Below are 22,977 nucleotides of genomic sequence, written 5' to 3'. Positions count from 1 at the left end.
CTCACCACAAAACCTCCTCTCCACAAATCCACCCTCCACACGGCTCGCTCCCACGAGGGCTTGGCGCTTATCATGTCTGCCGAATTAATCCCGGCCTTTATGAGATGAGCATGACTTTCGATTTTGATCAGGTGTTCGATCGCCACAACACCGGCAGTACCAAGTGGAGCCGCTACCCGGCCGAGGTATTGCCGATGTGGGTCGCCGACATGGATTTTGCCGCGCCGCCGGTGATCATCCAGGCCCTGCAAAAGCGTCTGGAACACCCGTTGCTCGGCTACAGCGTGGCTCAGGATGACTTGCGCCACGCCATCGTCACCGATCTGTGGAACAAGTACGCCTGGCGCGTTCAGCCGCAAGAGCTGATTTTCCTGCCTGGCGTGGAGTCGGGTTTCAACATGGCCCTGAACGCCCTGGTACAACCGCAACAGAACGTCGTGGTCCAGGTCCCCAACTACCCGCCGCTGCGGCATGCCCCTGGCCATTGGGGTCTGAACAAGGTTGAACTGAATTTCGACACGCAGGCAGACGGCACCTACGCCACACCACTCGACACCTTGCGCCAGTCGCTGGCCGGTGGCGGCGCGTTGCTGCTGAGCAATCCGCACAACCCGTTGGGCAAGACGTTCCCACGGGACGAACTGCAAGCGGTAGCCGACATCTGCCGGGAGCAGGACGCCTGGATCATCTCCGACGAAATCCACGCCGAACTGTGCTTCGACGGGCGCAAGCACATTCCCACCGCATCGTTAAGCCCGGAAATCGCCCAGCGCACCATCACGCTGATGTCGGCGAGCAAGGCCTACAACATCGCTGGCCTGAAGACCTCGTTCATGATCATTCAGGACCGGGCCTTGCGTGAGCGCGTCAACCACGCCCGTTGCGGGATGGTCGACAGCGTCAACCCGCTGGGCATGGAAGCGACACGGGTTGCCTATACTGAAGCCGGGCCGTGGCTGACCGCGCTGGTGGGTTACCTGCAAGGCAACCGCGATTACCTGGTCGATGCGGTTCGCACCCGGCTGCCGGGCGTCACCATGAACGTACCGCAGAGCACTTATCTGGCGTGGCTCGATTGCTCGGCGCTGGGCCTGGAGAATCCGCAGCAGTTCTTCCTTGAACAGGCGAAGGTCGGGCTTAGCCCAGGCCTGGATTTTGGCGATGATTGCAAACAGTTCGTCCGCCTGAATTTCGGCTGCCCGCGTGCGTTGCTCGAGGAAGGGATTGCGCGGATGGAGCGCAGCCTGATCAATCTCAAGGCCTGACCGAACTTCGTCAACGCCATCCCCTGTGGGAGCGGGCTTGCTCGCGAAAGCGGTGTGTCATCCAGTATTAATGTTGACTGACACACCGTTTTCGCGAGCAAGCTCGCTCCCACAGGGAATCTATGCAGTTCGAGAGATTCCACAGCCCTCCGAAATCCAACCGAACTCAAGACAAAAGAGCAGGGTCCACCCTTTGACTCTTCTGCCTTGAGAACGGAGATTTCACGATGACTGACTATCCAAGACCCCCCTTCAAGAAACAGGGCCAACCCGTCCCCGGCTCCCAGAAGAAAATGGACCCGTACCCGGACTGTGGCGAGCAGAGTTACAAAGGCTCCGGCCGTCTGGACGGCAAGATCGCCCTGATCACCGGCGCCGACAGCGGGATCGGCCGCGCCGTCGCGATCGCGTTCGCCCGTGAAGGTGCGGACGTCGCCGTGGCCTACCTCAATGAACATGAAGACGCGCAGGAAACCGCGCGCTGGGTCGAACAGGCCGGGCGTCAGTGCGTGTTGCTGCCCGGCGACATCGCGCAGAAAGCGCAATGCCAGACGCTGGTCGACAAAACCGTCGAACGATTTGGCCGCATCGACATCCTGGTCAACAACGCCGCGTTCCAGATGACCCACGAACATTTCGAGGACATCCCGGACGAAGAATGGGTGATGACCTTTGACGTCAACATCACCGCCATTTTCCGGATCTGCCAGGCGGCGCTGAAGCACATGAAACCCGGCAGTTCGATCATCAACACCAGCTCGGTCAATTCGGACATGCCCAAGCCGACCCTCCTCCCCTACGCCACCACCAAAGGCGCGATCGCCAACTTCACCGCCGGCCTGGCGCAGATGCTGGGACCGAAAAACATCCGGGTCAACTGCGTGGCGCCAGGGCCCATCTGGACGCCGCTGATCGTCTCGACCATGCCCGATGAGGAAGTGCAGAACTTTGGCGGGCAAACACCGATGGGACGGCCGGGACAACCCGTCGAAGTGGCGCCGATTTATGTGCTGCTGGCCTCGGATGAGGCCAGCTACATCACCGGTCAGCGCTACGGGATTACCGGCGGCAAGCCTATGCTTTGAATACGCATCCTTTGGGCGGGTACAGCGCATGAGCTTCATTCTCTGGGTAGCAGTGTTGGGTGCGGTGCTGCTCACTCTGGCGTTGACGTCCTCGTACCTGCGCTGGATGCCGGTGACGACATCGGCGGTGTGCCTGGTGTTGGGGATTGCAATCGGGCCCGCAGCACTGGGTCTGTTGAAACTGGACATGAACGACGCCTCGACCTGGATGGAGCATCTGACGGAAGTCGCGGTGCTCTTTTCGCTGTTCGTGTGTGGCCTGAAGTTGCGCTCGCCCTTCAAGGATAAAAACTGGCGCATCGCGGTCGGCCTGGCCGGACCGGTGATGGTGTTGACCATTGCCGGTGTCAGCCTGCTGTTGCACTACGGTTTCGAAATGTCCTGGGGCGTCGCCGTGTTGATCGGATCGATACTGGCACCCACCGACCCGGTACTCGCGGCGCTGGTACAAGTCAACGACGCCCGGGATGACGACAGTGTGCGCTTCGGCCTCTCCGGTGAAGCCGGGCTCAACGACGGGATTGCCTTTCCGTTCGTGATCCTCGGGTTGCTGCTGTTGCAACACGACGGCAACCCCGGCTGGCTGGGCGACTGGGCGCTGCGCAGCCTGCTCTGGGCCGTGCCTGCCGGCTTGCTCACGGGGTATGCGATGGGGCGCGGCATCGGTCGCCTGACATTGGCGCTGCGGATCAAGAATGAAGACAGCACCCTTTCCCCTAACGACTACCTGGCCCTCGCGTTGATTGCCCTGGCGTACGTCGGCGCCGAAGCGGTTCATGGCTACGGCTTTTTGTCCGTGTTTGCAGCGGGCCTGGGCCTGCGCCATGAAGAGGTCAAATCCACCGGCGATGACGAACTGCCGGCCGAGCATCGGGTACAGCCGGTGGTCGGCCACCAGAACGTCGAACCGCACCAGGCCGTCCATGGCGATACCGAAGGTCTTGAAGACACGCAAGTCGCTGCCGGCATCATGATGGGCGACATGCTCGCGTTCGGCAGCCTGGTAGAACGTGCCATGGAAGTGTTTCTGGTGACGCTGCTCGGTGTCGTGCTGATTGGGCATTGGGATTGGCGAGCGCTGTTGATCGGCGGCGTGTTGTTTTGCCTGATTCGACCGCTGAGCGTCGTCGCCCTGCCCTGGCGCGGCTTGCTGGACGGTCGTCAGCGCCTGTTGATCGGCTGGTTCGGCATTCGCGGCATCGGCAGCCTGTATTACCTTTTCTATGCCCTTAACCATGGGCTCGCGCCCTCAATCGCAGCACTTTGCACCGACCTGACGTTGTCGGTGGTTGCGCTGAGCATCCTCGTCCATGGCATCAGCACGCAACCGATGCTGGCTTGGTATGAACAGCGAAAAAAGCAAAAGCCCTGATTTGATGGCTGGGAATGTCCGCCGGTATTTATCAACCTGAAATCAGCCATCACCCGATACGAATGTGGGAGCGGGCTTGCATGGCGAATGTGGCGTGTCAGTCGACATCTCTGATTCTGGAACACCGTTCGCGAGCAAGCCCGCTCCCACAAGGGATCGGGTCTAGTGCGCCAGAATCCTCGCTGGTGAATACAGGCATTGGTATTTTGGCGCTGCGAAAATGAAACCGCGAACTGCATGAGTCAAAATCCGGACTCATGCAGGCTGCATGACCGCAGTTCGCCATTAGCAAGTTCAACCTGTTGATTTTCAAGGCTGTTACCTCAGTAGCCAATCCGGCACGACAAATGCTCCTGGACTATGAGCGACCTTCGGCCTTGAGACCGTTCGCGCTCAACCCCGTGACTATTCGAGAGACTTGACCATGAACGCCATTGACCTGTTGCAAGCCGACCATGAACGTGTGAAGGGCATCCTGACCCAACTGAGCGAATCCACCGAGCGTGGTGTTAAAAAACGCACCGAGCTGCTGGCCAAGCTTGAAATGGAGATCACCCTCCATACCCGACTCGAAGAGGAAGTCCTGTACCCGGCATATAAGAAAGCGGGTGGCAAAGAACAGGACGTCATGTATTACGAAGCCAAGGAAGAACACCGCACCGTCGATTCTCTGGTGCTGCCTGACTTGAAAGTCACCGACCCGTCCTCCGTGGAATTCGCCGGGCGCGTGAAAGTGGTCAAGGAACTGCTGGAACACCACATCGAAGAGGAAGAAAAGGAAATGTTTCCTCAGGCCAAAAAGCTGCTGGGCAAAGCCACCCTTGAAGAATTGGGGGCGCAAATGGTAAGTCTGAAGGCCCAGTACAAGAAAGAAATGAGTGCGGCCAATCTGGCGGCCTGATCAAAGTGAGAGGCAATAAAAGGCCCGGCGTTTTCCGTAATGCTATTCACTTAAGAAAATCTTCATAGGGCAAGAAATCCCTCGCCACAAATTGACGTGCCCGGCTTGAGTGAACAGCCTTACGGAAAACGCCGGGCTTTCTTGTTTTTGCGGCTCACGCGCCGGGATTGGTTACCTGGATATAAAACGCATAACTGCCCAGCAACACCCAGAACGTGGCAAAAATCCAGGGTGTGCGCACTGAGAACAACAGTGACTTGCGGTAACCCTTGTGGGACGACTCCATCTCGCTGAACAACGGCGACTCATCGTAGGCGAGCCCCATCAAAGGTTCGCTGCGCAGTAACTCACTCTGTTTGAAGTGCCAGTGATCGATGATGTCGTAAGCCGCGCGAATGCCCGGCCAGGCGTTCAGGGAACTGAGCAGCCCCAACAGTGCCAGGAATGGCGGCACCACCAGGGTAAAGAGTTTGCCCCACTCGGGATTGAGGTTGGCCATGCACGATGCGAAGGCAATCACCAGAAACGATTGCGCCGCGAGGTAGGCGTCGGTGCGATTGGCCAGAATGCTGGTTTCGTACTGGATTTCCCGCCGGTAGAAATCCAGACGCTCCTTGGGCGAGCCGAACATCTTGGCATTGTGTTCGGTCAGGACTTCTTCGTCAGCGGCTTCAGTCAGTATTCTTGGCAAGGGAGTCACGCACAGAATGGAAAACGTTTAGAAGAAACGCCTACTGACAAGTTCAGCTGGATTTACATCGCAAGGGGCCTGCCATGGACATGAGTCATTTCATCGTCGAGGCAATGATCTCCACCAGATTGAGTTGAGTAAAAGGCTTGGACAGGCGCGGGAGTCTGGTCGCAAAACCTTCCAGTCGCTCGGCATAACCCGTGGCGAGGATGATTGGCAGGTCTGGCTTGACGTTTCGAATCGCTTGCGCCAGTTGCGCGCCGTCCATTTGCGGCATGGCCATGTCGGTGATGACCAGATCAATGGCCTGTTCGCTGTCGAACACTGTCAGCGCTTCAGCGCCGGATACTGCACTGATCACTCGATGACCCAAATCTTCGAGCAACAGGCAGGTACTGGTCAGCACCAGGCTGTCGTCGTCCACCACCAGCACGCACAGGCGCGGCACCGGTGGCGCGGCCTCCTCCCGGGCAGGCTTGGTGGCCAGACCGTTAGTGGAGACGGGTATCCACAGTTCGGCCGTGGTTCCCTTGTCCTTTTGGCTTTTCAGAATGAATCGACCGCCCAATTGTTCGATGAAACCATGAACCATCGACAATCCCAGCCCCGTGCCTTTGCCCACCCCCTTGGTGGTGAAGAACGGGTCCATCGCCGAGGCAAGGGTGGCGTCATCCATGCCCTCTCCCGAATCACTGACGCTCAGGCAGACAAAACGACCTGACCTTGGCGCGAGCGAGGGGTGATCCCAGGCTTCTTCAGACTTGGCACTGATCAGGATTTTCCCGCCGTGGGGCATTGCATCGCGGGCGTTGGTCACCAGGTTCAGGACAGCCAGTTCGAGCTGGTTAACGTCTGCCACCACTGGCTCGATTTCTTGCGGGAAACGGGTTTCGAGCACCACGGAGGGCCCGAGGGAGCTGCGCAACAAACCGGTAATGCCCTCTACCAACTTCGGTATTTCGACAGGCTCGGTCTTCAGTTCCTGACGCCGGGCAAAGGCCAGCATGCGTTGGGTCAGCGAAACCCCGCGCAAGGCGCCCTGAGCGGCATTGTCCAGCAACCGGGTGATTTTCGGATCCTCGCCCACCCGCTTGCGGACGATTTCCAGATTGCCAAGGATCACTGTCAGCAGGTTATTGAAGTCGTGGGCGATGCCTCCGCTGAGTTGCCCGATGGCCTGCATCTTTTGCGCTTGAAAGAGCGCCTCGCGGGCTTGTTCGAGGGCCTGCTGGGTGTAGGTCGCTTCGGTGATGTCCCGGGTGATCTTGGCGAAACCGAGTAATGTGCCGGTGTCGCCCCAAATCGGGTCGACCACGACATGCGCCATGAAGCGTGTGCCGTCCTTGCGCAGTCGCCAGCCCTTGTTTTCGAATCGCCCTTCACGAACCGCAATGTCCAGCGTGCGTTTCGGTTCGCCGGCTTCGCGGTCTTCCGGGGTGTAGAACATCGAAAAATGCTTGCCGATCACTTCTTCGGGCAGATACCCCTTGATGCGCTGGGCACCAGGGTTCCAGTTGGTCAGGCGACCATCGGCGTCGAGCATGTAGATGGCGTAGTCCGTGACGCTTTGCACCAATAGCCGGAACTGCTGCTCGCTTTGCTTGAGGACTTCTTCGGCCATCTTGCGGTCGGTCAGGTCCCGGGTGATCTTGGCAAAACCCAACAAGGTGCCCGTCGCATCGTAAATGGGGTCGATTACCACGTGGCACCAGAAATGCGTACCGTCCTTGCGAACCCGCCAGCCTTCGCCCTCGAAACGCCCCTCGCGGATCGCCGTGTCCAGCGCCCGCTGGGGCAGTCCTTTGAGGCGATCCTCTTCGGTGTAGAAACGCGAGAAATGCTGACCGAGAATCTCGGCTTCCTCATACCCTTTAAAACGCTTGGCGCCTGCATTCCAGCTGGTGATGATGCCTTCGGGATCAATCATGTAGATCGCATAGTCAATCACCGCGTCGATCAACAAGCGAAAGCGCCCGTCTTCGATGGTGCTGGCTTTGGTTCGATCTTCGCTCATTGAGCCCTCACATCATGATTATTTTGCTGGAGTATGCGGCAAACCGGGATTTTGCGAAGCCGGCAACACGACACTTGCCCCCGGGAACTATCGATACACGTACCTGACGAGGTAAGCGTACAAGTCGTTGTAGACAAATTGTGGGACATCCGCGGCATGGGTAGAGGCCTTGAGCAATGCCAAGTGGCATTCTTTAACGATTTCGTTGCGATCGCTCCTTGCGAAAACGAGGTTCTGAATAATCTTGGAGTAGATGCTGTAGGTGAAATTCATTCCGGTTGTCGTTGTGGTGACGGAACCATCGGTATTTTTTGTATAGGCGCTATGTGCACGAAGAATTCGTTCGTTCAACGCTCCGAATCCACGTTCATAGACAAACATTTGCGAGCCGCTGACCGCCTTTGCAGCCGTCTCGAAGGCCAGAATGATCGCTTGCGAAAGGCTTGTGCTGATATCCAGCTTCTCTGCTGTGAGAAATCTTTCCAAGGCCTGCACTTCAAGGCTCTTTAGCCCTCGTTTAATACTCGATACATGAGCGAATTCTTGAGTGCAGCCAACAATGTGAGTCTCGAACTGATACCCGGCAGCGGTCGCCGACGGCGGAAAGGCAGCGAAATCCAGGCTGTCGAAGGCGCTTTCCATGATGATGTTGTATTTGCTGTCGAACGCCTGGGCAAAGATTTTTGCGCAGACTTCCCGAACAAATTCCTCCGTGTGCTCGTAAGCATGCAAAACTCCTTTTTTGATTATCTGCGCGTACTGAGGGTGTTTTTTTCTGTACTCGGGCAGATACAGACGCACGTAGTTTTCATAGCGGCCAGTAGGCAGCAGGCTTTTTTCCAGCAAGTACGTTTTGCCTGAGGCCTCGACCCCTGCCACGATCAGCATTTTGGGTACGGCTTCGACGGTAATACCGCTGAAAATCGTCGCTATGATTTCATCGAATGCCTGCGTGACCTGGTCGGGGGTGTACTCATACTTCTGTGCTTCTGACATACCTTGATTTCCTTATCAAAGACGGGATTGAAAGTGATGACTTGCCCTATCAATAAAGCGCGCACTCACCATTTGTTCAAACGGCCTTGGCTTTCAAGATATGTCGATGTTTTTTAAGGTAAAAATTCCTACTCGACAGAGAGCGAATTCGACGGAGCAACCGACCACCAACGCGGCAGGAGTTGCTTGACCTTGCTGTCGCCAAACCGGTCATCGATCAACATCACCACCCCTTGATCCTGTTGCGTACGAATCACGCGCCCAGCCGCCTGCACCACTTTCTGCACCCCCGGAAACAGATAGGTGTAGTCATAACCAGCCCCGAAAATCGCTTCCATCCGATGTTTCAACTGTTCATTGACCGGATTGAGTTGCGCCAGTCCGAGGGTGGCGATAAATGCGCCGATCAACCGTGCACCGGGCAAGTCGATGCCCTCGCCAAACGCCCCGCCCAGCACCGCGAAGCCGATGCCCTGGCTGTGTGCAGTGAACTGATCGAGAAAGTCCTGACGCTGCCCTTCCCCCATGCCTCGGGATTGCGACCAGAGATTGATGTGAGGATGTGTCTCGGCCAGCAACTGTGCGACTTGTTGCAAGTAATCGAAGCTGCTGAAAAAAGCCAGGTAATTGCCGGGGCGTTGGCTGAATTGCCTGGCGATCAGTTCGACGATCGGCGCTAGGGAAGACTGTCGATGGACAAACCGCGTGGAAATCCGGCTGACGATATGGACCTTCAACTGGTCAGCGTGAAACGGCGATTCGACATCGATCCAGACTGAGTTCGCCGGCGTTCCGAGTAAATCGGCGTAGTAATGGCGCGGACTCAACGTCGCGGAGAACAGCACGGTACTGCGTGCTGCCGTCAGGCGCGGGCGGATGAAACCGGCAGGCACCACGTTGCGCAGGCACAGTTGCGACAGGTTGCGCTTACGGTCGAGGTCGCGCTTGCTGATGTCGAACAGGAACTGCTCATCGAAGAGCTCGGCGACGCGGCAGAATTGCAGCATGTCGAAATAGAAAGTCTGTAAGGCGCTGTCCAGGCCCTGGGGATGATCGTTGAGGTAGTCGCCGATGCTCGCACTGCATGACGACAATGCCTGGAGCAGTTTCTCCGGAGGCTTGTCGTAGGCCTGGTAAGGCGCGAGTTGCAGGTTATGCAGGGCGTTCCACTCGCGATTGACCCGCTGCAGGGCTTTCTTCAAGGGCTCGGGAGCGGTTTTACGCACAGCGTTGAGCGTCGACTGGTCAAGGCTTGCGCTGTACATCTGCCGCCCACGCTCCACCAGGTTGTGGGCTTCGTCCACCAGTACTGCGACTTTCCAGTTGTTGGCCTGGGCCAGCCCGAACAGCAGCGCGCTGAAATCGAAATAGTAGTTGTAGTCAGCAACCACCACGTCGGCCCAACGGGCCATTTCCTGGCTCAGGTAGTAAGGACAGACATCGTGCTTCAGGGCGACCTCACGCAAGGCGTTCTGGTTCAACAGCGTCAGCTCGCTGGCGGCCTGGCGCGCTGTCGGCAACCGATCGTAGAAACCCTGCGCCAACGGGCAGGATTCGCCATGGCAGGCCTTGTCCGGGTGCTCGCAGGCCTTGTCCCTGGCGATCATTTCCAGGACCCGCAACGGTAGCGCAGCGGCGCTGTCGAGAATGACCTGCGCGGCATCGAGCGCCAATTTGCGCCCCGGGGTTTTCGCCGTGAGGAAAAACACCTTGTCCAACTGCTGCGGCGCCAAGGCCTTGAGCATCGGAAACAGCGTGCCGACGGTCTTGCCGATGCCGGTCGGCGCCTGGGCCATCAGGCAACGGCCAGTGCTCACGGCCTTGAACACGGACTCGGCCAGGTGCCGTTGCCCCGGACGAAAATCGGCATGGGGAAACGCCAGTTGCTGCGCCGCAGCGTTGCGTGCTTCGCGATGGGCCATTTCCTGTTCGGCCCAGCGAAGGAACAGTTGGCACTGATGCTCGAAGAACACCTTCAGTTCCTGAGCGCTGAACGCCTCGACCAGGCAGGTTTCCTTTTCGCTGACGATGTCGAAGTACACCAGCGCCAGGTTGATCTGCGCCAGGCCCAGTTTCTGGCACATCAACCAACCGTAGACCTTGGCCTGCGCCCAGTGCAGTTTACGATGGTTGGCCGGTTGCTTGCTCAGGTCGCCGCGGTAGGTTTTGACTTCTTCCAGGCAGTTTTGCACCGGGTCGTAGCCGTCCGCCCTGCCCTTGACCTTCAACGTTTGATACAGGCCTTCAAGCGCGACTTCATTCTGATATCCGTCGCTACGCCGGGACGCCACCGTCCGGTGGCCGACGATGCCTTCCAGCGCAGTCGGCGATGGCGTGAAGCGCAGGTCGAGGTCGCCGACCTTGGCGGTGAACTCACACAACGCCCGCACTGCGATGCTGTAGCTCAAGCGCCTTGCTCCGCCCATTGCACGTAGCAGACGGCAATGGGCATCTGGTGTTCATGGCAGAACTCGAGCCAGCGCAGCTGATTGTCTTGCAGGCGATCGCCAGGGCCTTTGACTTCGATCATGCGATAGGTTTTGTGCTGCGGCCAGAACTGGATCAGGTCCGGCATGCCGGCGCGGTTGGCCTTGATGTCCAGCAACAAACGATTGAACCAGTGTTTGAGGTGCTCGGCCGGCAGGCAATCGAGCGCCTGATCGAGCAGTTCTTCGTTTAACGCGCCCCAGAACACGAACGGCGATTGCACGCCCCATTTGGCGGCATACCGTTCCCGGATCGTCTGCAGGTAACGTCCGTCATCAAGTTCGGCGAGACAGGCCTGGAACAGATCGGCCCGCCGTGCGTGGAAGTCTTCGTTGAGCAGATCCACCGGCCCACGCTGGAACGGATGGAAAAAAGCCCCCGGCAAGGGCGCGAAGATCGCCGGCCAGCACAGCAACCCGAACAGCGAATTGATCAGGCTGTTTTCGACGTAATGCACCGGTGCCGAATCCTCCTCCAGATGTGCCTGTACATAGAACTCCACCGATAACGAGGGGTCGATTCTGGGCAGTTGCAGGTCCAGGCGCAGCATTTCCCTTTGGGATGAACGCTTTGCTGGCGGCCCGCCGAGCTTGCGCCGCAATCTGGGCAATACACGCAGCAAGTGCTGTTGTTCGGCAGCGCTTTCCGGCGATTGGCCGGCAACCGTGGCCAGGTCCATGGCCAGTTGATACTCGCCGCAGCGTTCCAGCACACGAATCAACCGCGCTCTCGCTCCAGGCCAGGCACAGTTGCGATAAATGCTCAGCGCATTGGCGAAATCCGCCATGCGCTCGCAGTGCTGTCCGATCTGGAACAACAGCTTGCCGCGCCGTTTCTGCAACCAGGGATTGCTCAGGGTCAGCCCGGTGATCTGCTCGACAATGGGCGCCACCGCCTCGCCGGCCTCAAGCTGCTGCAGGCAATTGTGAAGAAACAGACAGGCATCCACGTCCTCACGACTGCGCAAGCCTCGGGATTCGGCGCAGAACTCGACTTTTTCGTAGGTAAAGATGCCGAGGTCGGCCAGCACGAACTCCGACCAGTCCTGATAAAGATTGCCGAAGAACATCAAGCGCAGACGATCACACAGGCCCATGATGGTCAGGCTGAACAACCGGTCCGCCAGTGGCGCGCACCATTGGCTAAAGCTGAGCGCTTCGGGAAACTGCTCGCTCAGGATCGGGAGCCACTCGGTCTTCTTGCCTTTGGGCTGATCAATGGCGGTGCCGAAGCATTCCACGATTTCCGCCTTGAGCAACACGTCGAATAACGTTTCAAGCGGCAGCGGCGCCTGCTCATCGATCCAGCCCAGTTCCAGCAACGGCTTGGCGGCGCTGGCGATGTCGCCAATCTCGAGGTAGTGCAGTTTGCTCGCCCGGAAGTGAATGCCCTTGCGCATCACCATCCGCACCAGCAGCGCCCTGGACTCGCGGGGCAACCGGTTGAATTCACGGATGAAGGCTTGTTCCTCGACAGCCAGCACATCGGCATAGCGATGCTCAAGCCAATCAAGCACTTGCATGAAGTTGTTCAAGTAATAGAACGGATCGTCGAGTGGATTCTGGGTCACAGGAAAACAGGGCCATCGGGAGCGAGTACTGGTTATGCGTACAGATACCAGCAACGCCCTGTCCGGTGCAAACGGAAAAGGATAAGCGGCGGCGTGATCAGGATTATTTCGGCTGCCAGTCGAACTTTCCCGCGATCCATCGTACCAACCGCGTTAGAGGTACAGTGACGATTGAAGGATTCGAAGCAGTCGCGCTGTTTTTTGGAGGATGAGAGGTGGTTATGAAAATCAAGACTCTGGGTTTGCCCCTGGCAATGGCGGCCCTGCTGGCCCTCGCCGGTTGCTCGACGCCAACGGTGGTGACACTGCAGAACGGCACCCAGTATTTGACCAAGGACATGCCGAAAGCCAATAACAAGGAAGGTTTCTACGAGTTTGAAGATATTTCCGGGACGAAGGTGAAGGTCAAGGTTGATGAGGTGGCAACGGTTCGCAAGGAAGACTGAAAAACCGCGTTATCGTTCATCGTCGGAACGCCGCCCGGAGCAAGCCCGCTCCCACAGGGATCATCGACGAGCACAGAATCTGTGTTCACTGAAGATCAAGTGTGGGAGCGGGCTTGCTCGCGAAGAGGCCCTTACAGGCGCCACATCACCTTCAGGCAATAACAATGCCGCCCAGGCTATCCAGCCCCACCCCGACCAAGGTCACCGAATCATTGCCAAACGTCAGCACCGTGTCCTGCCCCACAACCGTGGCATGGGACCGAAAGTCATCGTTCGGCGCGACGCCCTGAACCCCGAGAAACACCAGCTTGTCATTCGCCTGATAGCCCACCACCCGGTCATGACCGAACGCACCACTGAACAGGAACGTATCGATCCCGCCGCCCGATTCCATCAGGTCATTTCCCGCTCCGCCGACAAACACATCATTGCCTTGACCGCCGATCAAATGGTCGTTGCCCTCCAGGCCAAACAACCAATCACCGCTCGCGTGAGCTTTCAGCGTATCGGTGCCCGCCCCGCCCTTCAGCGTCGAAGCGTATTGAGTCAGGTTGTTTCCTGCCGCCAGACCGTTGGCCGTAACGCTGTGGCTCACGTCATCCTTGAACAGCCCCCAGAGAAACCCCGGTTCCTTGGTGACGATGCTGCCAATGTCACGAGTGATGCTGATGCCGCCCTGCGCATCGCGGATGTACAGGTTGCCGGCGCCGTCATTGGCGAAATCGAAGTTTTTCACTGACTGTTGCAAGTCCAGCACGTTGCTCCCCTTGCCGCCCAGCACGATGTTGTAGCCACCGCCGTCGCGGAAGGTGTCATTGCCATCGCGGCCTTCCAGGTAGTCGTTGCTCTTGCCGCCCTGGATCAGGTCGTTGTCGTCGCTGCCAATGATGAAGGTGCTGCCCTTGTGGGTCTCGGCGTTGCGATTGAGGTCCTGGACCCAGGTGTTGCTGCGCGCCGGGTCGGACAGGTTCGCGACAATAACGGTTGAGTCCTTGCTGGTCAGGTCATAGAACTTCGACTCGAGCACCCGGGACATGCCATCGCCATAACCCGTGGGCAGGTGGGAAATCCAGGTCGGGATATTGAGGATGGAAAACGGCAGCACATTCCACGCCGTCGAGGCGTAATGGTCGTTGAAGCTGACGATGTTGTTGGTCGCCGAGTCCTGATGGGCATCGTGGACGCCCACCGACGACAGGTTGAAGGATGAGCCATCGAGCGCACGGAACACCGGATCGTTCTCATAACCGACGTTGAGCACTTTATCGGTACTGCTTTGGGTGGGCGACGCATAGGCAATGTAGTTGGAGTCCTTATAGAACCCGGCCCACTTGTCGTTGCTCAGGTCCGCCAGGCTGTTGACCGCCAGGCCGCCGAGGCTGTGGCCGCTGACCAGCACGTCCTTGCCCGACAAGCCATTGGCCCGGGCAAATGCCGCGACATCGCTCAGCAAGTCGCCAAACGCTTCGCCCACGTAGTTCTTCGCGTAATCCTTCGGCCCCAATGCGGCGAGCAGATCGTTGATCCCGTCCGCGATCGAATCGCTGATCAGGCTTTCCCGTGGCCCACTGGTGCCGCGAAAGGCGATGCCGATTTCACTGAGATGGCCCTGGGCGTCGTACTTGCCGAGGATTTCCACCTGCGCGCTGGTGTAGCCGGCCTTCTCGCCGAAGAACGTTCCGCGAGCATCGACCTTGCCGTCATAGCCCAGCTGAGTCGCAGCAAGGGGCGTCCAACCGGCCTTCTGCACCGCCTCCCGCGCGGCTTTTTCCGAATCCGGATTCCATGGCACGCCGGGGATGACGCCCTGGGAATCGGTGCCGCCAATCAGCGCGGTCACCAGCGTCGCCGGCAAGCCAAGGCCAAAGCCGTTGTGCTGATAACCGGTGGCAAAGCCGTTATCGAGGTTGTGATAGGAATACAGCGTGATCGCCATGGCGTCCGTGAACAACGCCTTTGAATCTGCCGGGCCGAAGTTTTTGTAGTCGTAAACACCCATGGTAAAGCCTCTTTTTTTGTTGGAATTGTCAGAGATCGTTGCGGCGGCCTCGCCCAAACGCCTCGTCAACCTTGGCCAGCTCCTGCTCGCTCAAGGTTCCGGCGTAGTAATGCAACTTGATCCAGGCCATCAAATAGTCGTACCGGGTCTGGGCCAGGTCGCGGCGTGTGGTGTAGAGCTGCTGTTCGGCGTTGAGCGCATCGAGGTTGATCCGTTCACCGCCAAGGATGCTTTGCTTCGTCGAGACCACCAGGGCTTCGGCGGACGTCAGGGCTTTCTGATAGGCCCGCAATTTGCTCACCCCGGACTGGCACGCGCTGAACTGCCGACGCAGCTCGATCAGCGTCTCCCGGGTCTGACCGTCAAGCTGATATTCAGCCTGCTCCATCGCGCGGCTGGCCTGGCGCGTCGAGGCGGAAACCCCGCCGCCGGCATACAGCGGCACATTGACCTCGATACCAATGGTGTTGGTGTCGTAGCGCTGGTTGTAGGTGTTGCCACTTTCCGATTCGTTCTGCCGCACCGACGCGTAGGCACTGACTTTCGGCAGGTGCCCGGCGCGATTGCGTTCGACTTCGTAACGCGCCACTTCCACGGCTTGGCGCTGTGAAGCCAGGTTCGGGTTGTTTGCCACGGCCATCTCGTGCCAAGTGTCGTAGCGGGCGGGTCGCAGGGTGAAGGTCTGGAAGTTCTGGTCCAGCGGCGCCAGGTCTGCGATGTCGATGGCCGGCACGCCAATCAGCGCGCCGAGCTCTCGCAAGGACGCATCCTGCTCATTGCGCGCCTCGATTTCTTCGGCGGTCGCCAGTTCGTAACGGGATTCCGCCTCGAGAATATCGGTGCGCGTGCCCTCACCCTGACGGAACATGTGTTCGTTCTGCTGGAACTGTTGTTCGAAGGCTTTCTTTTTCGCCAGTGCAATGTCGATCTGGTCCTGGGCGAACAGCGCCTGGGTGTAGCTTTCCAGCACGCGTACCAGCAACTCCTGGCTCTTGCCACGGAAGGCTTCGTCGGCAAACAGCGATTGCGCCACGCCTTTTCGGTACGCCGCATAGGCTTCGTAATCGATCAACGGCTGCTGCAACGTCAGGGTCGAGCCGTAACTGCTGTAGTTGCGATCATCGCGCTGGTTTTGCCCGCGCTCATTGAGGTAAGTGACCTTGGAGGTGTTGCGGCCCTTGTTGTAGGTGTAACCCAGGTGTGGCAGCAGCCCGGCGCGGCCAATGGCGCGATTTTCCAGGCCGGCATCGCGTTCCTTGATGGCACCGAGAAACACCGGATCATTGCGCAACGCTTGTTCGTAAATGTCGAACGGGCCCATGGCCATTGAAGTGTTGCAGGTCAGCAACGCGAAACTCGCTGCAAAAAGGGAAAGCTTATTCATACAGCGGAACATCCTTATTCCTCGGTCAACGCGGAACCTGCGCGGTCGAGCAGCGGTTTGAACAGGTAGTTGAGGAGAGAGCGCTCGCCGGTGCGCACGAACATTTCCGCAGGCATGCCGGGCTTGATCACCAGACCGTTGAGTTTTTCCATGGCCTGATCGCTGACGCTGCTGCGCAGCACGTAATACGGCACGCCGGTTTTCTCATCGACCATCTGGTCGGCGGAAATCAGGCTGACTTCGCCGGGCACGCGCGGGGTGCGGCTCTGGTTGAACGCGGTGAACAGGATGTCCACCGGCAGGTGCGTGCCGACCTTGTCGATCAGGTTGATCGGCAAGTGCCCTTCGACTTCCAGGTGTGTGCCTTGCGGGACGATCTCCAGCAGAGTTTCGCCCTGACGCACCACGGCGCCTTCGGTGTGCACACCCAGGTTGACCGCAATGCCGTCGGCGGTGGCGATAATCTCGCTGTGTTGCAGGTCGAATCCGGCAGAGGTCAGTTGCTCTTCGAGGGTCACGCTTTTGAGCTGCGCATCGGCCAGTTGGGTGCGGACTTCTTTCTGGTATTCCTCGATGTGTTGTTGCAGCTTCAGGCGCGATTCGAGGATCCCCTGCTCTACCCGGCCGCTTTCTCCGGTGTTTTCTGCCAATTGTTGTTGAACTTGCGATAGCTGACGCTGGTACTCCATCAACCGGTTGCGCGGAATGTAGCCGTTGTCTGCCAGCGGCTGGAGATTGCCCAACTGTTGTTGCAGCGAACTGGCTTGAGCCGTCAGGTCCGAACGGGCGCGGCGCATGCCGGCCAGTTGCGCCCCGGCGCCTTCGATGCTGGCGCGCAAGGCGGCCTGTTCGCGGGAAAACGCTTGGCGGCGACTGCTGAACAACTGCCGCTGACCTTCCAGCACCAGTGCCAGGCGCGGGTCAGGATCGGTGCTCAGTTCGGCAGGAAAACTCACCTGCCCAAGGTTGTCCCGTTCGCTTTGCCAGCGTGCCAGGCTGGCCCAGGCCATGCGGTATTGGGCCCGCAGGGATTGCACGTCGGCGGCGACTTGCGTGCGGTCGAGCTGGAACAATGGCTGGCCCTGCTTCACCACCTCGCCTTCGCGCACCCGAATCTGGCTGACCACGCCGCTGCTCATCGATTGCACGGCTTTGCGTTTACCGGAGACCACGACCGTGCCTTGCACGGGAATGCCCTGGTCGAGCGGCGCGAGGCTGGCCCAGGCAAAGAAACTGCCGGCGCCGACAATCGCCAGTATCCAGCCCGCGCGGGCGAAATAGCGTGCATCGCGTTCAGGGCGCTCGGCGATGTAATCGTGTTCCAGGGTGGCTTCGCTAGTGTTGCTCATACGCCCGAATTCCTTGTCGAGGACTGATACTGCCGGCTCATGCTCAGCCCGGCCGGTGCCTGCGCTGGCTTGTGTTCCTGAGCGCCGGCGAGCGCCTTGAGCACATCCTGGCTCGGGCCGAACGCCTGCAAACGTCCATCGTTGAGCACCAGCAATTTGTCGGCCTGGGCCAGCGCCGAAGAACGGTGAGTCACCAGAATCACGCTGGTGCCCTGGGCTTTCATTTGCGCAATCGCGCCGGCCAATGCGGCTTCGCCGACGGTGTCGAGGTTGGAATTCGGTTCATCCAGCACCACCAGGCTCGGTTTGCCATACAGGGCTCGCGCGAGTGCCACACGCTGTTTCTGACCACCGGACAAACCGCTGCCATCCTCGCCAAGCACCGTGTCGTAGCCCCGAGGCAGGCGCAGGATCAAGTCATGGACGCCCGCCTGATGCGCCGCTTCCACAACTTTTTGCGGGTCGGCGTCACGGAATCGGGCGATGTTTTGCGCGATGCTGCCGCTGAACAGTTCGATGTCCTGCGGCAAGTAACCGATGAAGGGACCGAGTTCGTCGCGATTCCAGCGATGGATGTCGGCACCGTCCAGCCGCACGGTGCCGCCGAGGGTCGGCCACACGCCGACCAATACTCGAGCCAACGTCGACTTGCCGGAACCGGAGGCACCCAGCACGCCCAGCACTTCGCCGGCACCGAGCTGGAAACTGACCAGGTGCAAGGTCGCGCCCCGTTGGCCGGGAGGACCGGCACTGACCTGTTCGAAGGTGATCTGCCCTTTCGGCGCCGGCAACGCCATGGCGTCGTCGCTCGGTGGAAAGGCTTGTAGCAGCGCGTCGAGACGTCGGTAGGCGAGTTTCGCGCCACTCCACTGTTTCCACACGGCGATCAACTGGTCGATGGGGCTCAGCACACGCCCCATCAGGATCGAGCCGGCGATCATCATCCCGGCCGTCATGTCGCCCTTGATCACCAGCAATGCACCCAGTCCCAGCACGAGTGATTGCAGGCAAAGGCGCAGGGTTTTGCTCAGGGAACTGATGACTGCGCCGGTATCACTGGCCTGGTTCTGCAGGCCGAGGAAGCGCGAATGCACCTGGAACCAGCGATGGCGCAAGGCACCGAGCATGCCCATGGCTTGAATGGTTTCCGCGTTATGCAGGTGACTGGTGGCCATCTGGCTGGACTTCTGGGAAAAAACTGCCGCTTCACCCAGCGGCTTTTTGGTCATCGCCTCGTTGAGACACGCCAGCCCGATCAGCAATACGGCGCCCGCCGTGGCAAACACGCCGAGCCAGACGTTGAACAGATAAATCACGAACAGGTACACCGGAAACCAAGGCGCATCGAAGAAAGCAAACAACGCCGGGCCGGTGACGAATTGGCGTATGTGAGTCAGATCCCCCAGCGACTGCCCGGCGTTGCCCTCGCCTCTGAACAGGTTGCGTTCGAAAGCCGCCTGATACACCCGCAGGTTGAAGCGGCGCTCCAGTTGGCTGCCGATACGAATGACGATGAAACTGCGAACAATCTCCAGCAAACCGATAAACGCAAAGAACCCGACGACCATGAGCGAAAACATGGCCAGCGTGGTTTCATTTTGTGAGGACAATACCCGGTCATAAACCTGAAGCATGTAAATAGAGGGCACTAACATCAGAATGTTGATCAGCGCCGTAAAACAGCCGACGCTGATCAGAATGCTCTTGTAATCACCCAGCGCCATAATTAACGGCGCGGTGACCGGGTTCTTAGCCATCTTCATGCGCTCTTCCTGAGGTGTTATCCCTCGCCTGCCTGGCGAGGTCGTTACTTACACTTTAATAACAACTTGTAGGGTTTCGATTAATGCAGCGGGTGCTCAAGTGTAATGACCAGCCCGGTCTTCGAAGTGCCTCGATACAGTCCGTCACGCTGACGACTGAAAAACACAATCTTCGACCCTTCCTTACCGGTGAGCGCGATGCCGTCGGGCTCAGGAAACCAACCGATCGGCTGCTCTCCCAGCCATCCAGCGAGGCATTCGGTGCCGTCGCCCAGGGTCTGGTTAGCTTTGAATTCCAGGGGGCAGACGTTCGACGGGGCGTCCTGCTGCGTCACCCGCCATTTCCCCGCCAACTCCGACGGGTCTGCCAACTTCAGGCTGCTTGCCATGGCTACATCTCCAAAAAAAATCATGAGCGTCGCGAACAGCCACGCGGTTGCTTTGTAGGTAAAAGCGTCAGGGATCATAAGGCGTTTTACTCAGGGTTGTGGCTCAAGGGGCAAAGAGCGGCGCTTTCGGCACCGCCCTCCTTTTGCCTTGAATCAGGCCACGATGTCCGAGAACGCCGCCTGGCCCACGGTGCTGACGAGGAAGTCAGCCACGCCATGCCCGGAGAAGTCCACCGACAACAGGCTGTTGCCACCAGAGGTGGTCAGCACTGCATCGCCCGCCGCACCCGTGAATGCGCTCACGAAATGCAGGCCTGCGCCGTTGGTGATACCGGTCAGGTCGATCTTGTCCAGACCGCTGACAAAGTCGAGGATCTGGTCGACCGAACCCGGCTTGGAGTCGCTGCTGGCCGCGAACACAAAAGTGTCCGAACCGGCGCCGCCCCACAACTTGTCTGCACCGCCCGCACCAAAAAGGATGTCGTTTCCGGCACCGCCCTTCAGCTCGTTGGCGACACCGTTACCGATCAGCAAATCATTGCCCGAACCGCCGATAGCGTTCTCCACAGTAACGCCTTTGGCAATGGACACGTTGCCCACCAGGCCGCCAACGTCGGAGAACGAGGCTTCATTGAGATTGATCTTCTGGTTTTGAGTAAACCCGGAGAAATCCAGGGTGTCCTTGCCGCCCGCATCCCACACCGAAAACACGACCTTGTCCGACGACGAGGACGCGCTGAGGAAGTCGCGACCGGCGTTGGAGTTGAAACCGTAGGTGGTGTCGCCGGTCCGGGTGGTGGTGTTGGCGCCGTAGAGTTTCTGGATGGCTGCGATATCGTCCATCAGCGGGCCCGATGAATAGGCTTCGACACCGCCCTTGCTGAAGTTCTGGCTGGTGTTGCTTTCACTCCAGTAACTCATGACGCTGTAGCCGCGGGTGTCTTGCCCGTAGGACGCGTCGTTGTAGGTCGGTGCGCCTTCACCGGCGTTGTAGTCGCCGGGATGGGCCAGGCCCAGGGTGTGACCGATTTCGTGGGTCAGGGTTTGCCGGCCGTAGTTGTTCAGGTCCGGGGTCTTGTTAGGCGTGTAGCTGCTGTTGGTCAGGTACCAGGAAGTCCCGTCGTAACCTGCGCCCGTGCCGGGCAAATAAGCGAATGCCGCTGCGCCGTCCTGACCACCGCTGTAGTTGCCGAAGGTCATGTGACCGTCGCCGCCGGTGGCCTTTTCTGTGAAGGTGACGTTGGCCACGTCGGCCCAGGATTGCATGGCGAGCACGGCCTGGCCTTTTTGCTGCGCACTGAATTGGCTGAACCCGGTGATCCCGTGCTTGTTCATGGTGCTCGACGAGGCCGAGGTCAGGAACGTGTAGGTCAATTCGATTTTGCCGCTGCCATCCTTGTCCTGGTAGGCAGCACCGTCGCGCAGCAATTGGGTGGCTGCCTGATCGACGGAGAACGACGGTTTGCCATTGACCGTGAGGTTGCCGCCACGGTCGTATTGATGGCTGAAACTATTGATCTGATTGAACGCGGAACTCGGGGCAGCCAACGCTTGCAAGGGCTGAAAGGCCAGTTCGGCACTCTCAATAGCGTTACCTTTTACTTTCGACATAAACACACTTCCTTGTATTGCTATGGAACAGTTTTAGTCAGATAGCGATAATCTCTGGCGAGATCGTCCTATCACTCGCCCAATGAAGGCGAAAGAAAACTGACACAATTTGAAATCAAACGTCCACTACTTTTTTGACGTTAAGTTTGTGTGTTTGGGAAAGTGCCCGAAAACAATAGGCGCATCGAAAAAGCATGGAATATAAAAATAACGATTCAGCGCATTGTCTGACAATCGACAATTTAAATATTAAATAAAGGTAAGTTGCCCGAATGAGAATCGTCCGACTATTCAAGTTCTGCTTCGTACAGTTCGATCAGTGAAAATTAGACTTTTCGAGGAATGTGACCACACTGAAATACCGAGTTATCGTTCTTCGCGAAGCTCATAGACGATCCGGGTGGAAGCCGACATGAAAATGGTCACGCCCTTTTTGGCCGCTCTCATCGCCGCCAGCGCGTGCGCGACGACCAGCCTTTGTGCAAAGGCCGGGACTTCTACGGTCCTGGCGACCAGCTTCGATTGTGCCAGGGCCAGCGCAGCCGTCGAGAAACTGATCTGTCGCGACCCCCAACTGAAGCAGATGGAGATCGAACTGACGCGCCTTTATCGCCTGGCACTCACGGACGATCATTCAGTGCCGCGTCCTGACAAAGTCGAGATCGACCAGCGATTCTGGGTCGACGCCCGCAATCAGTGTGCAGCCGACAAAGAGCCCAAGGCATGCACGATTCGAAGTTATGCCGAGCGTGCGCATCAGCTCCGTCAGGGTTCGGCGATTGCGCGAACCAAGGATCCGTACAGGCTCACCGATGGTCCCGTCGCCTTGCATTGCACAGGGTTAAACGCGTTGATTGCCGCCACGTTCTTCAACGTCGAGCCGGGTGTCGTATACCTGAAATGGGCGAATACCTCTGTCACCCTCACCCAGGTGCCGAATGATTCCGAGACCCGATACAGCGCCAGGGATAACCGGGGCAACTACAGCTTCTGGCAAGACGGCAACGAGGCCTTTTTCCAGATGCCGGGTTCTGCGCTAATGAGTTGTACCGTCGAGCAGACGGGCTGATCGCGCAACAGACAACCTGTCAATTTTTGCCGGGGCGGGTCACAGTTGTAACTCCTGTCACCTCAAATACCATCTCTACATGATATTGGTGCCACCCCACAACCGCTTCCGCTGTGAAGTCCAAGACACCAGTGATTCTTGACTCCGGGGTATGGTTTTCAAGGGTGATATAGCCGCTTATGGCATTGAATGTATAGAAGGGATCATAAGGGTAATAAATGAAAAGAGCTTCAACCTCTTTATCCTCAAGTCTGTATGTCTTCGAGGGTGCATTTTCGCCGACGAGCTGAAATTCCACATGAACCGGGGTATCGGCGTCCTGCACTGTCATCTTACTCTCTACACGCATGATGCCATTCTGTGATCTACGTATTACCACAGTACTCGTGTAGTCGAATTTTTTGTCAGGAGCATCCGTCGGCGTGATGGTCCCTTTCATCGTACCGGCGAGTGGTGTTTGCACAGGCGCTTGAAATTTTTTGTTCAGATCATTTGTCATGTCATTTCCCTTTGATTGGGTAACCGCTTTTGCGGTAGCGAGCTACTGCTCACCTGATCATTACAAATCAAAAATGACGCAGATAAA

18 protein-coding genes are annotated in these 22,977 nt (G+C 58.3%); 6 read left to right on the top strand and 12 right to left on the bottom strand.

The features are described 5' to 3' along the window. Nucleotides 1-110: 110 nt before the first annotated feature. The 4 genes from FBY04_RS19815 (at nt 111) to FBY04_RS19800 (ending at nt 4,623) form a co-directional block, all read left to right on the top strand. Nucleotides 111-1,265: a MalY/PatB family protein gene (locus FBY04_RS19815; RefSeq protein ID WP_084323798.1), complete on the top strand. Its 1,155-nt coding sequence runs from the start codon at nt 111-113 to the stop codon at nt 1,263-1,265. A gap of 227 nt (nt 1,266-1,492) precedes the next feature. Next, on the top strand, nt 1,493-2,350 hold the full coding sequence (locus FBY04_RS19810; RefSeq protein WP_145316427.1) for an SDR family oxidoreductase: 858 nt from the start codon (nt 1,493-1,495) through the stop codon (nt 2,348-2,350). Nucleotides 2,351-2,378: 28 nt separating this feature from the next. Then, nucleotides 2,379-3,722 (top strand): sodium:proton antiporter, encoded by a 1,344-nt coding sequence (locus tag FBY04_RS19805; RefSeq protein WP_145316425.1) that lies wholly within the window; start codon nt 2,379-2,381, stop codon nt 3,720-3,722. A 424-nt stretch (nt 3,723-4,146) separates the two neighbouring features. Beyond that, nucleotides 4,147-4,623: a hemerythrin domain-containing protein gene (locus FBY04_RS19800; RefSeq protein ID WP_145316423.1), complete on the top strand. Its 477-nt coding sequence runs from the start codon at nt 4,147-4,149 to the stop codon at nt 4,621-4,623. A 154-nt stretch (nt 4,624-4,777) separates the two neighbouring features. On the opposite strand, the gene FBY04_RS19795 is transcribed toward FBY04_RS19800, so the two are convergent. The 5 genes from FBY04_RS19795 to FBY04_RS19775 all read right to left on the bottom strand — a co-directional run bounded on the left by FBY04_RS19795 (nt 4,778) and on the right by FBY04_RS19775 (nt 12,381). Next, complete coding sequence (locus tag FBY04_RS19795) at nt 4,778-5,314, bottom strand: hypothetical protein (RefSeq protein ID WP_084323802.1); 537 nt, start codon at nt 5,312-5,314, stop codon at nt 4,778-4,780. A 94-nt stretch (nt 5,315-5,408) separates the two neighbouring features. Further along, complete coding sequence (locus FBY04_RS19790; RefSeq protein WP_145316420.1) at nt 5,409-7,328, bottom strand: PAS domain-containing sensor histidine kinase; 1,920 nt, start codon at nt 7,326-7,328, stop codon at nt 5,409-5,411. A gap of 87 nt (nt 7,329-7,415) precedes the next feature. After that, nucleotides 7,416-8,324 carry a zeta toxin family protein gene (locus FBY04_RS19785; RefSeq protein WP_084323804.1) on the bottom strand — a complete coding sequence of 303 codons (909 nt, stop codon included), beginning with the start codon at nt 8,322-8,324 and terminating at the stop codon, nt 7,416-7,418. 128 nt (nt 8,325-8,452) lie between these two features. Next, nucleotides 8,453-10,732, bottom strand: coding sequence for an ATP-dependent DNA helicase (locus tag FBY04_RS19780; RefSeq protein WP_145316418.1), 2,280 nt, complete (start codon nt 10,730-10,732; stop codon nt 8,453-8,455). Beyond that, nucleotides 10,729-12,381: a VRR-NUC domain-containing protein gene (locus FBY04_RS19775; protein ID WP_145316415.1), complete on the bottom strand. Its 1,653-nt coding sequence runs from the start codon at nt 12,379-12,381 to the stop codon at nt 10,729-10,731. Before FBY04_RS19775 ends, FBY04_RS19780 begins: the two co-directional genes overlap by 4 nt. Nucleotides 12,382-12,602: 221 nt before the next feature. Between FBY04_RS19775 and FBY04_RS19770 the strand changes: the two genes are divergently transcribed. Next, nucleotides 12,603-12,827 (top strand): YgdI/YgdR family lipoprotein, encoded by a 225-nt coding sequence (locus FBY04_RS19770; protein WP_084323807.1) that lies wholly within the window; start codon nt 12,603-12,605, stop codon nt 12,825-12,827. 151 nt (nt 12,828-12,978) lie between these two features. Here the strand turns inward: FBY04_RS19770 and FBY04_RS19765 are convergent, their stop codons facing one another. The 6 genes from FBY04_RS19765 to FBY04_RS19740 all read right to left on the bottom strand — a co-directional run bounded on the left by FBY04_RS19765 (nt 12,979) and on the right by FBY04_RS19740 (nt 21,322). Next, nucleotides 12,979-14,826 carry a polyurethanase gene (locus FBY04_RS19765; RefSeq protein WP_145316413.1) on the bottom strand — a complete coding sequence of 616 codons (1,848 nt, stop codon included), beginning with the start codon at nt 14,824-14,826 and terminating at the stop codon, nt 12,979-12,981. Between the two features lie 28 nt (nt 14,827-14,854). Beyond that, nucleotides 14,855-16,222, bottom strand: coding sequence for a TolC family outer membrane protein (locus FBY04_RS19760; RefSeq protein ID WP_145316411.1), 1,368 nt, complete (start codon nt 16,220-16,222; stop codon nt 14,855-14,857). A gap of 2 nt (nt 16,223-16,224) precedes the next feature. After that, nucleotides 16,225-17,559, bottom strand: a complete 1,335-nt coding sequence (locus tag FBY04_RS19755; protein ID WP_145316409.1) for an HlyD family type I secretion periplasmic adaptor subunit — start codon at nt 17,557-17,559, stop codon at nt 16,225-16,227. Next, entirely contained in the window at nt 17,556-19,322 is a 1,767-nt protein-coding gene (locus tag FBY04_RS19750; RefSeq protein WP_145316407.1) for a type I secretion system permease/ATPase, read from the bottom strand. Before FBY04_RS19750 ends, FBY04_RS19755 begins: the two co-directional genes overlap by 4 nt. Nucleotides 19,323-19,402: 80 nt before the next feature. After that, nucleotides 19,403-19,789 (bottom strand): AprI/Inh family metalloprotease inhibitor, encoded by a 387-nt coding sequence (locus FBY04_RS19745; protein ID WP_178118296.1) that lies wholly within the window; start codon nt 19,787-19,789, stop codon nt 19,403-19,405. Between the two features lie 75 nt (nt 19,790-19,864). Next, nucleotides 19,865-21,322, bottom strand: a complete 1,458-nt coding sequence (locus tag FBY04_RS19740) for a serralysin family metalloprotease (RefSeq protein ID WP_084322966.1) — start codon at nt 21,320-21,322, stop codon at nt 19,865-19,867. 412 nt (nt 21,323-21,734) lie between these two features. Between FBY04_RS19740 and FBY04_RS19735 the strand changes: the two genes are divergently transcribed. Beyond that, the gene (locus tag FBY04_RS19735; protein ID WP_084322965.1) at nt 21,735-22,391 is read left to right on the top strand and encodes an MliC family protein; all 657 of its coding nucleotides are present in this window, start codon (nt 21,735-21,737) and stop codon (nt 22,389-22,391) included. Between the two features lie 19 nt (nt 22,392-22,410). Here the strand turns inward: FBY04_RS19735 and FBY04_RS19730 are convergent, their stop codons facing one another. After that, on the bottom strand, nt 22,411-22,890 hold the full coding sequence (locus FBY04_RS19730; protein ID WP_145316403.1) for a hypothetical protein: 480 nt from the start codon (nt 22,888-22,890) through the stop codon (nt 22,411-22,413). Nucleotides 22,891-22,977: the final 87 nt, after the last annotated feature.

Origin of the sequence: Pseudomonas sp. SJZ080 (genome assembly GCF_007828295.1) — a bacterium.
GTDB classification, from domain to species: domain Bacteria; phylum Pseudomonadota; class Gammaproteobacteria; order Pseudomonadales; family Pseudomonadaceae; genus Aquipseudomonas; species Aquipseudomonas migulae_A.
Note: the sequence above shows the minus strand (reverse complement) of the source record. Positions and strands in the feature narration are given on the sequence as shown.

Excerpts from the sequence above, each read along its gene's own strand:
- FBY04_RS19815 (WP_084323798.1), top strand. The coding sequence starts at position 111 with ATGACTTTCGATTTTGATCAGGTGTTCGATCGCCACAACACCGGCAGT.
- FBY04_RS19810 (WP_145316427.1), top strand. The coding sequence starts at position 1,493 with ATGACTGACTATCCAAGACCCCCCTTCAAGAAACAGGGCCAACCCGTC.
- FBY04_RS19805 (WP_145316425.1), top strand. The coding sequence starts at position 2,379 with ATGAGCTTCATTCTCTGGGTAGCAGTGTTGGGTGCGGTGCTGCTCACT.
- FBY04_RS19800 (WP_145316423.1), top strand. The coding sequence starts at position 4,147 with ATGAACGCCATTGACCTGTTGCAAGCCGACCATGAACGTGTGAAGGGC.
- FBY04_RS19790 (WP_145316420.1), bottom strand. The coding sequence starts at position 7,328 with ATGAGCGAAGATCGAACCAAAGCCAGCACCATCGAAGACGGGCGCTTT.
- FBY04_RS19785 (WP_084323804.1), bottom strand. The coding sequence starts at position 8,324 with ATGTCAGAAGCACAGAAGTATGAGTACACCCCCGACCAGGTCACGCAG.
- FBY04_RS19770 (WP_084323807.1), top strand. The coding sequence starts at position 12,603 with ATGAAAATCAAGACTCTGGGTTTGCCCCTGGCAATGGCGGCCCTGCTG.
- FBY04_RS19765 (WP_145316413.1), bottom strand. The coding sequence starts at position 14,826 with ATGGGTGTTTACGACTACAAAAACTTCGGCCCGGCAGATTCAAAGGCG.
- FBY04_RS19760 (WP_145316411.1), bottom strand. The coding sequence starts at position 16,222 with ATGTTCCGCTGTATGAATAAGCTTTCCCTTTTTGCAGCGAGTTTCGCG.
- FBY04_RS19755 (WP_145316409.1), bottom strand. The coding sequence starts at position 17,559 with ATGAGCAACACTAGCGAAGCCACCCTGGAACACGATTACATCGCCGAG.
- FBY04_RS19750 (WP_145316407.1), bottom strand. The coding sequence starts at position 19,322 with ATGAAGATGGCTAAGAACCCGGTCACCGCGCCGTTAATTATGGCGCTG.
- FBY04_RS19745 (WP_178118296.1), bottom strand. The coding sequence starts at position 19,789 with ATGATCCCTGACGCTTTTACCTACAAAGCAACCGCGTGGCTGTTCGCG.
- FBY04_RS19740 (WP_084322966.1), bottom strand. The coding sequence starts at position 21,322 with ATGTCGAAAGTAAAAGGTAACGCTATTGAGAGTGCCGAACTGGCCTTT.
- FBY04_RS19735 (WP_084322965.1), top strand. The coding sequence starts at position 21,735 with ATGAAAATGGTCACGCCCTTTTTGGCCGCTCTCATCGCCGCCAGCGCG.
- FBY04_RS19730 (WP_145316403.1), bottom strand. The coding sequence starts at position 22,890 with ATGACAAATGATCTGAACAAAAAATTTCAAGCGCCTGTGCAAACACCA.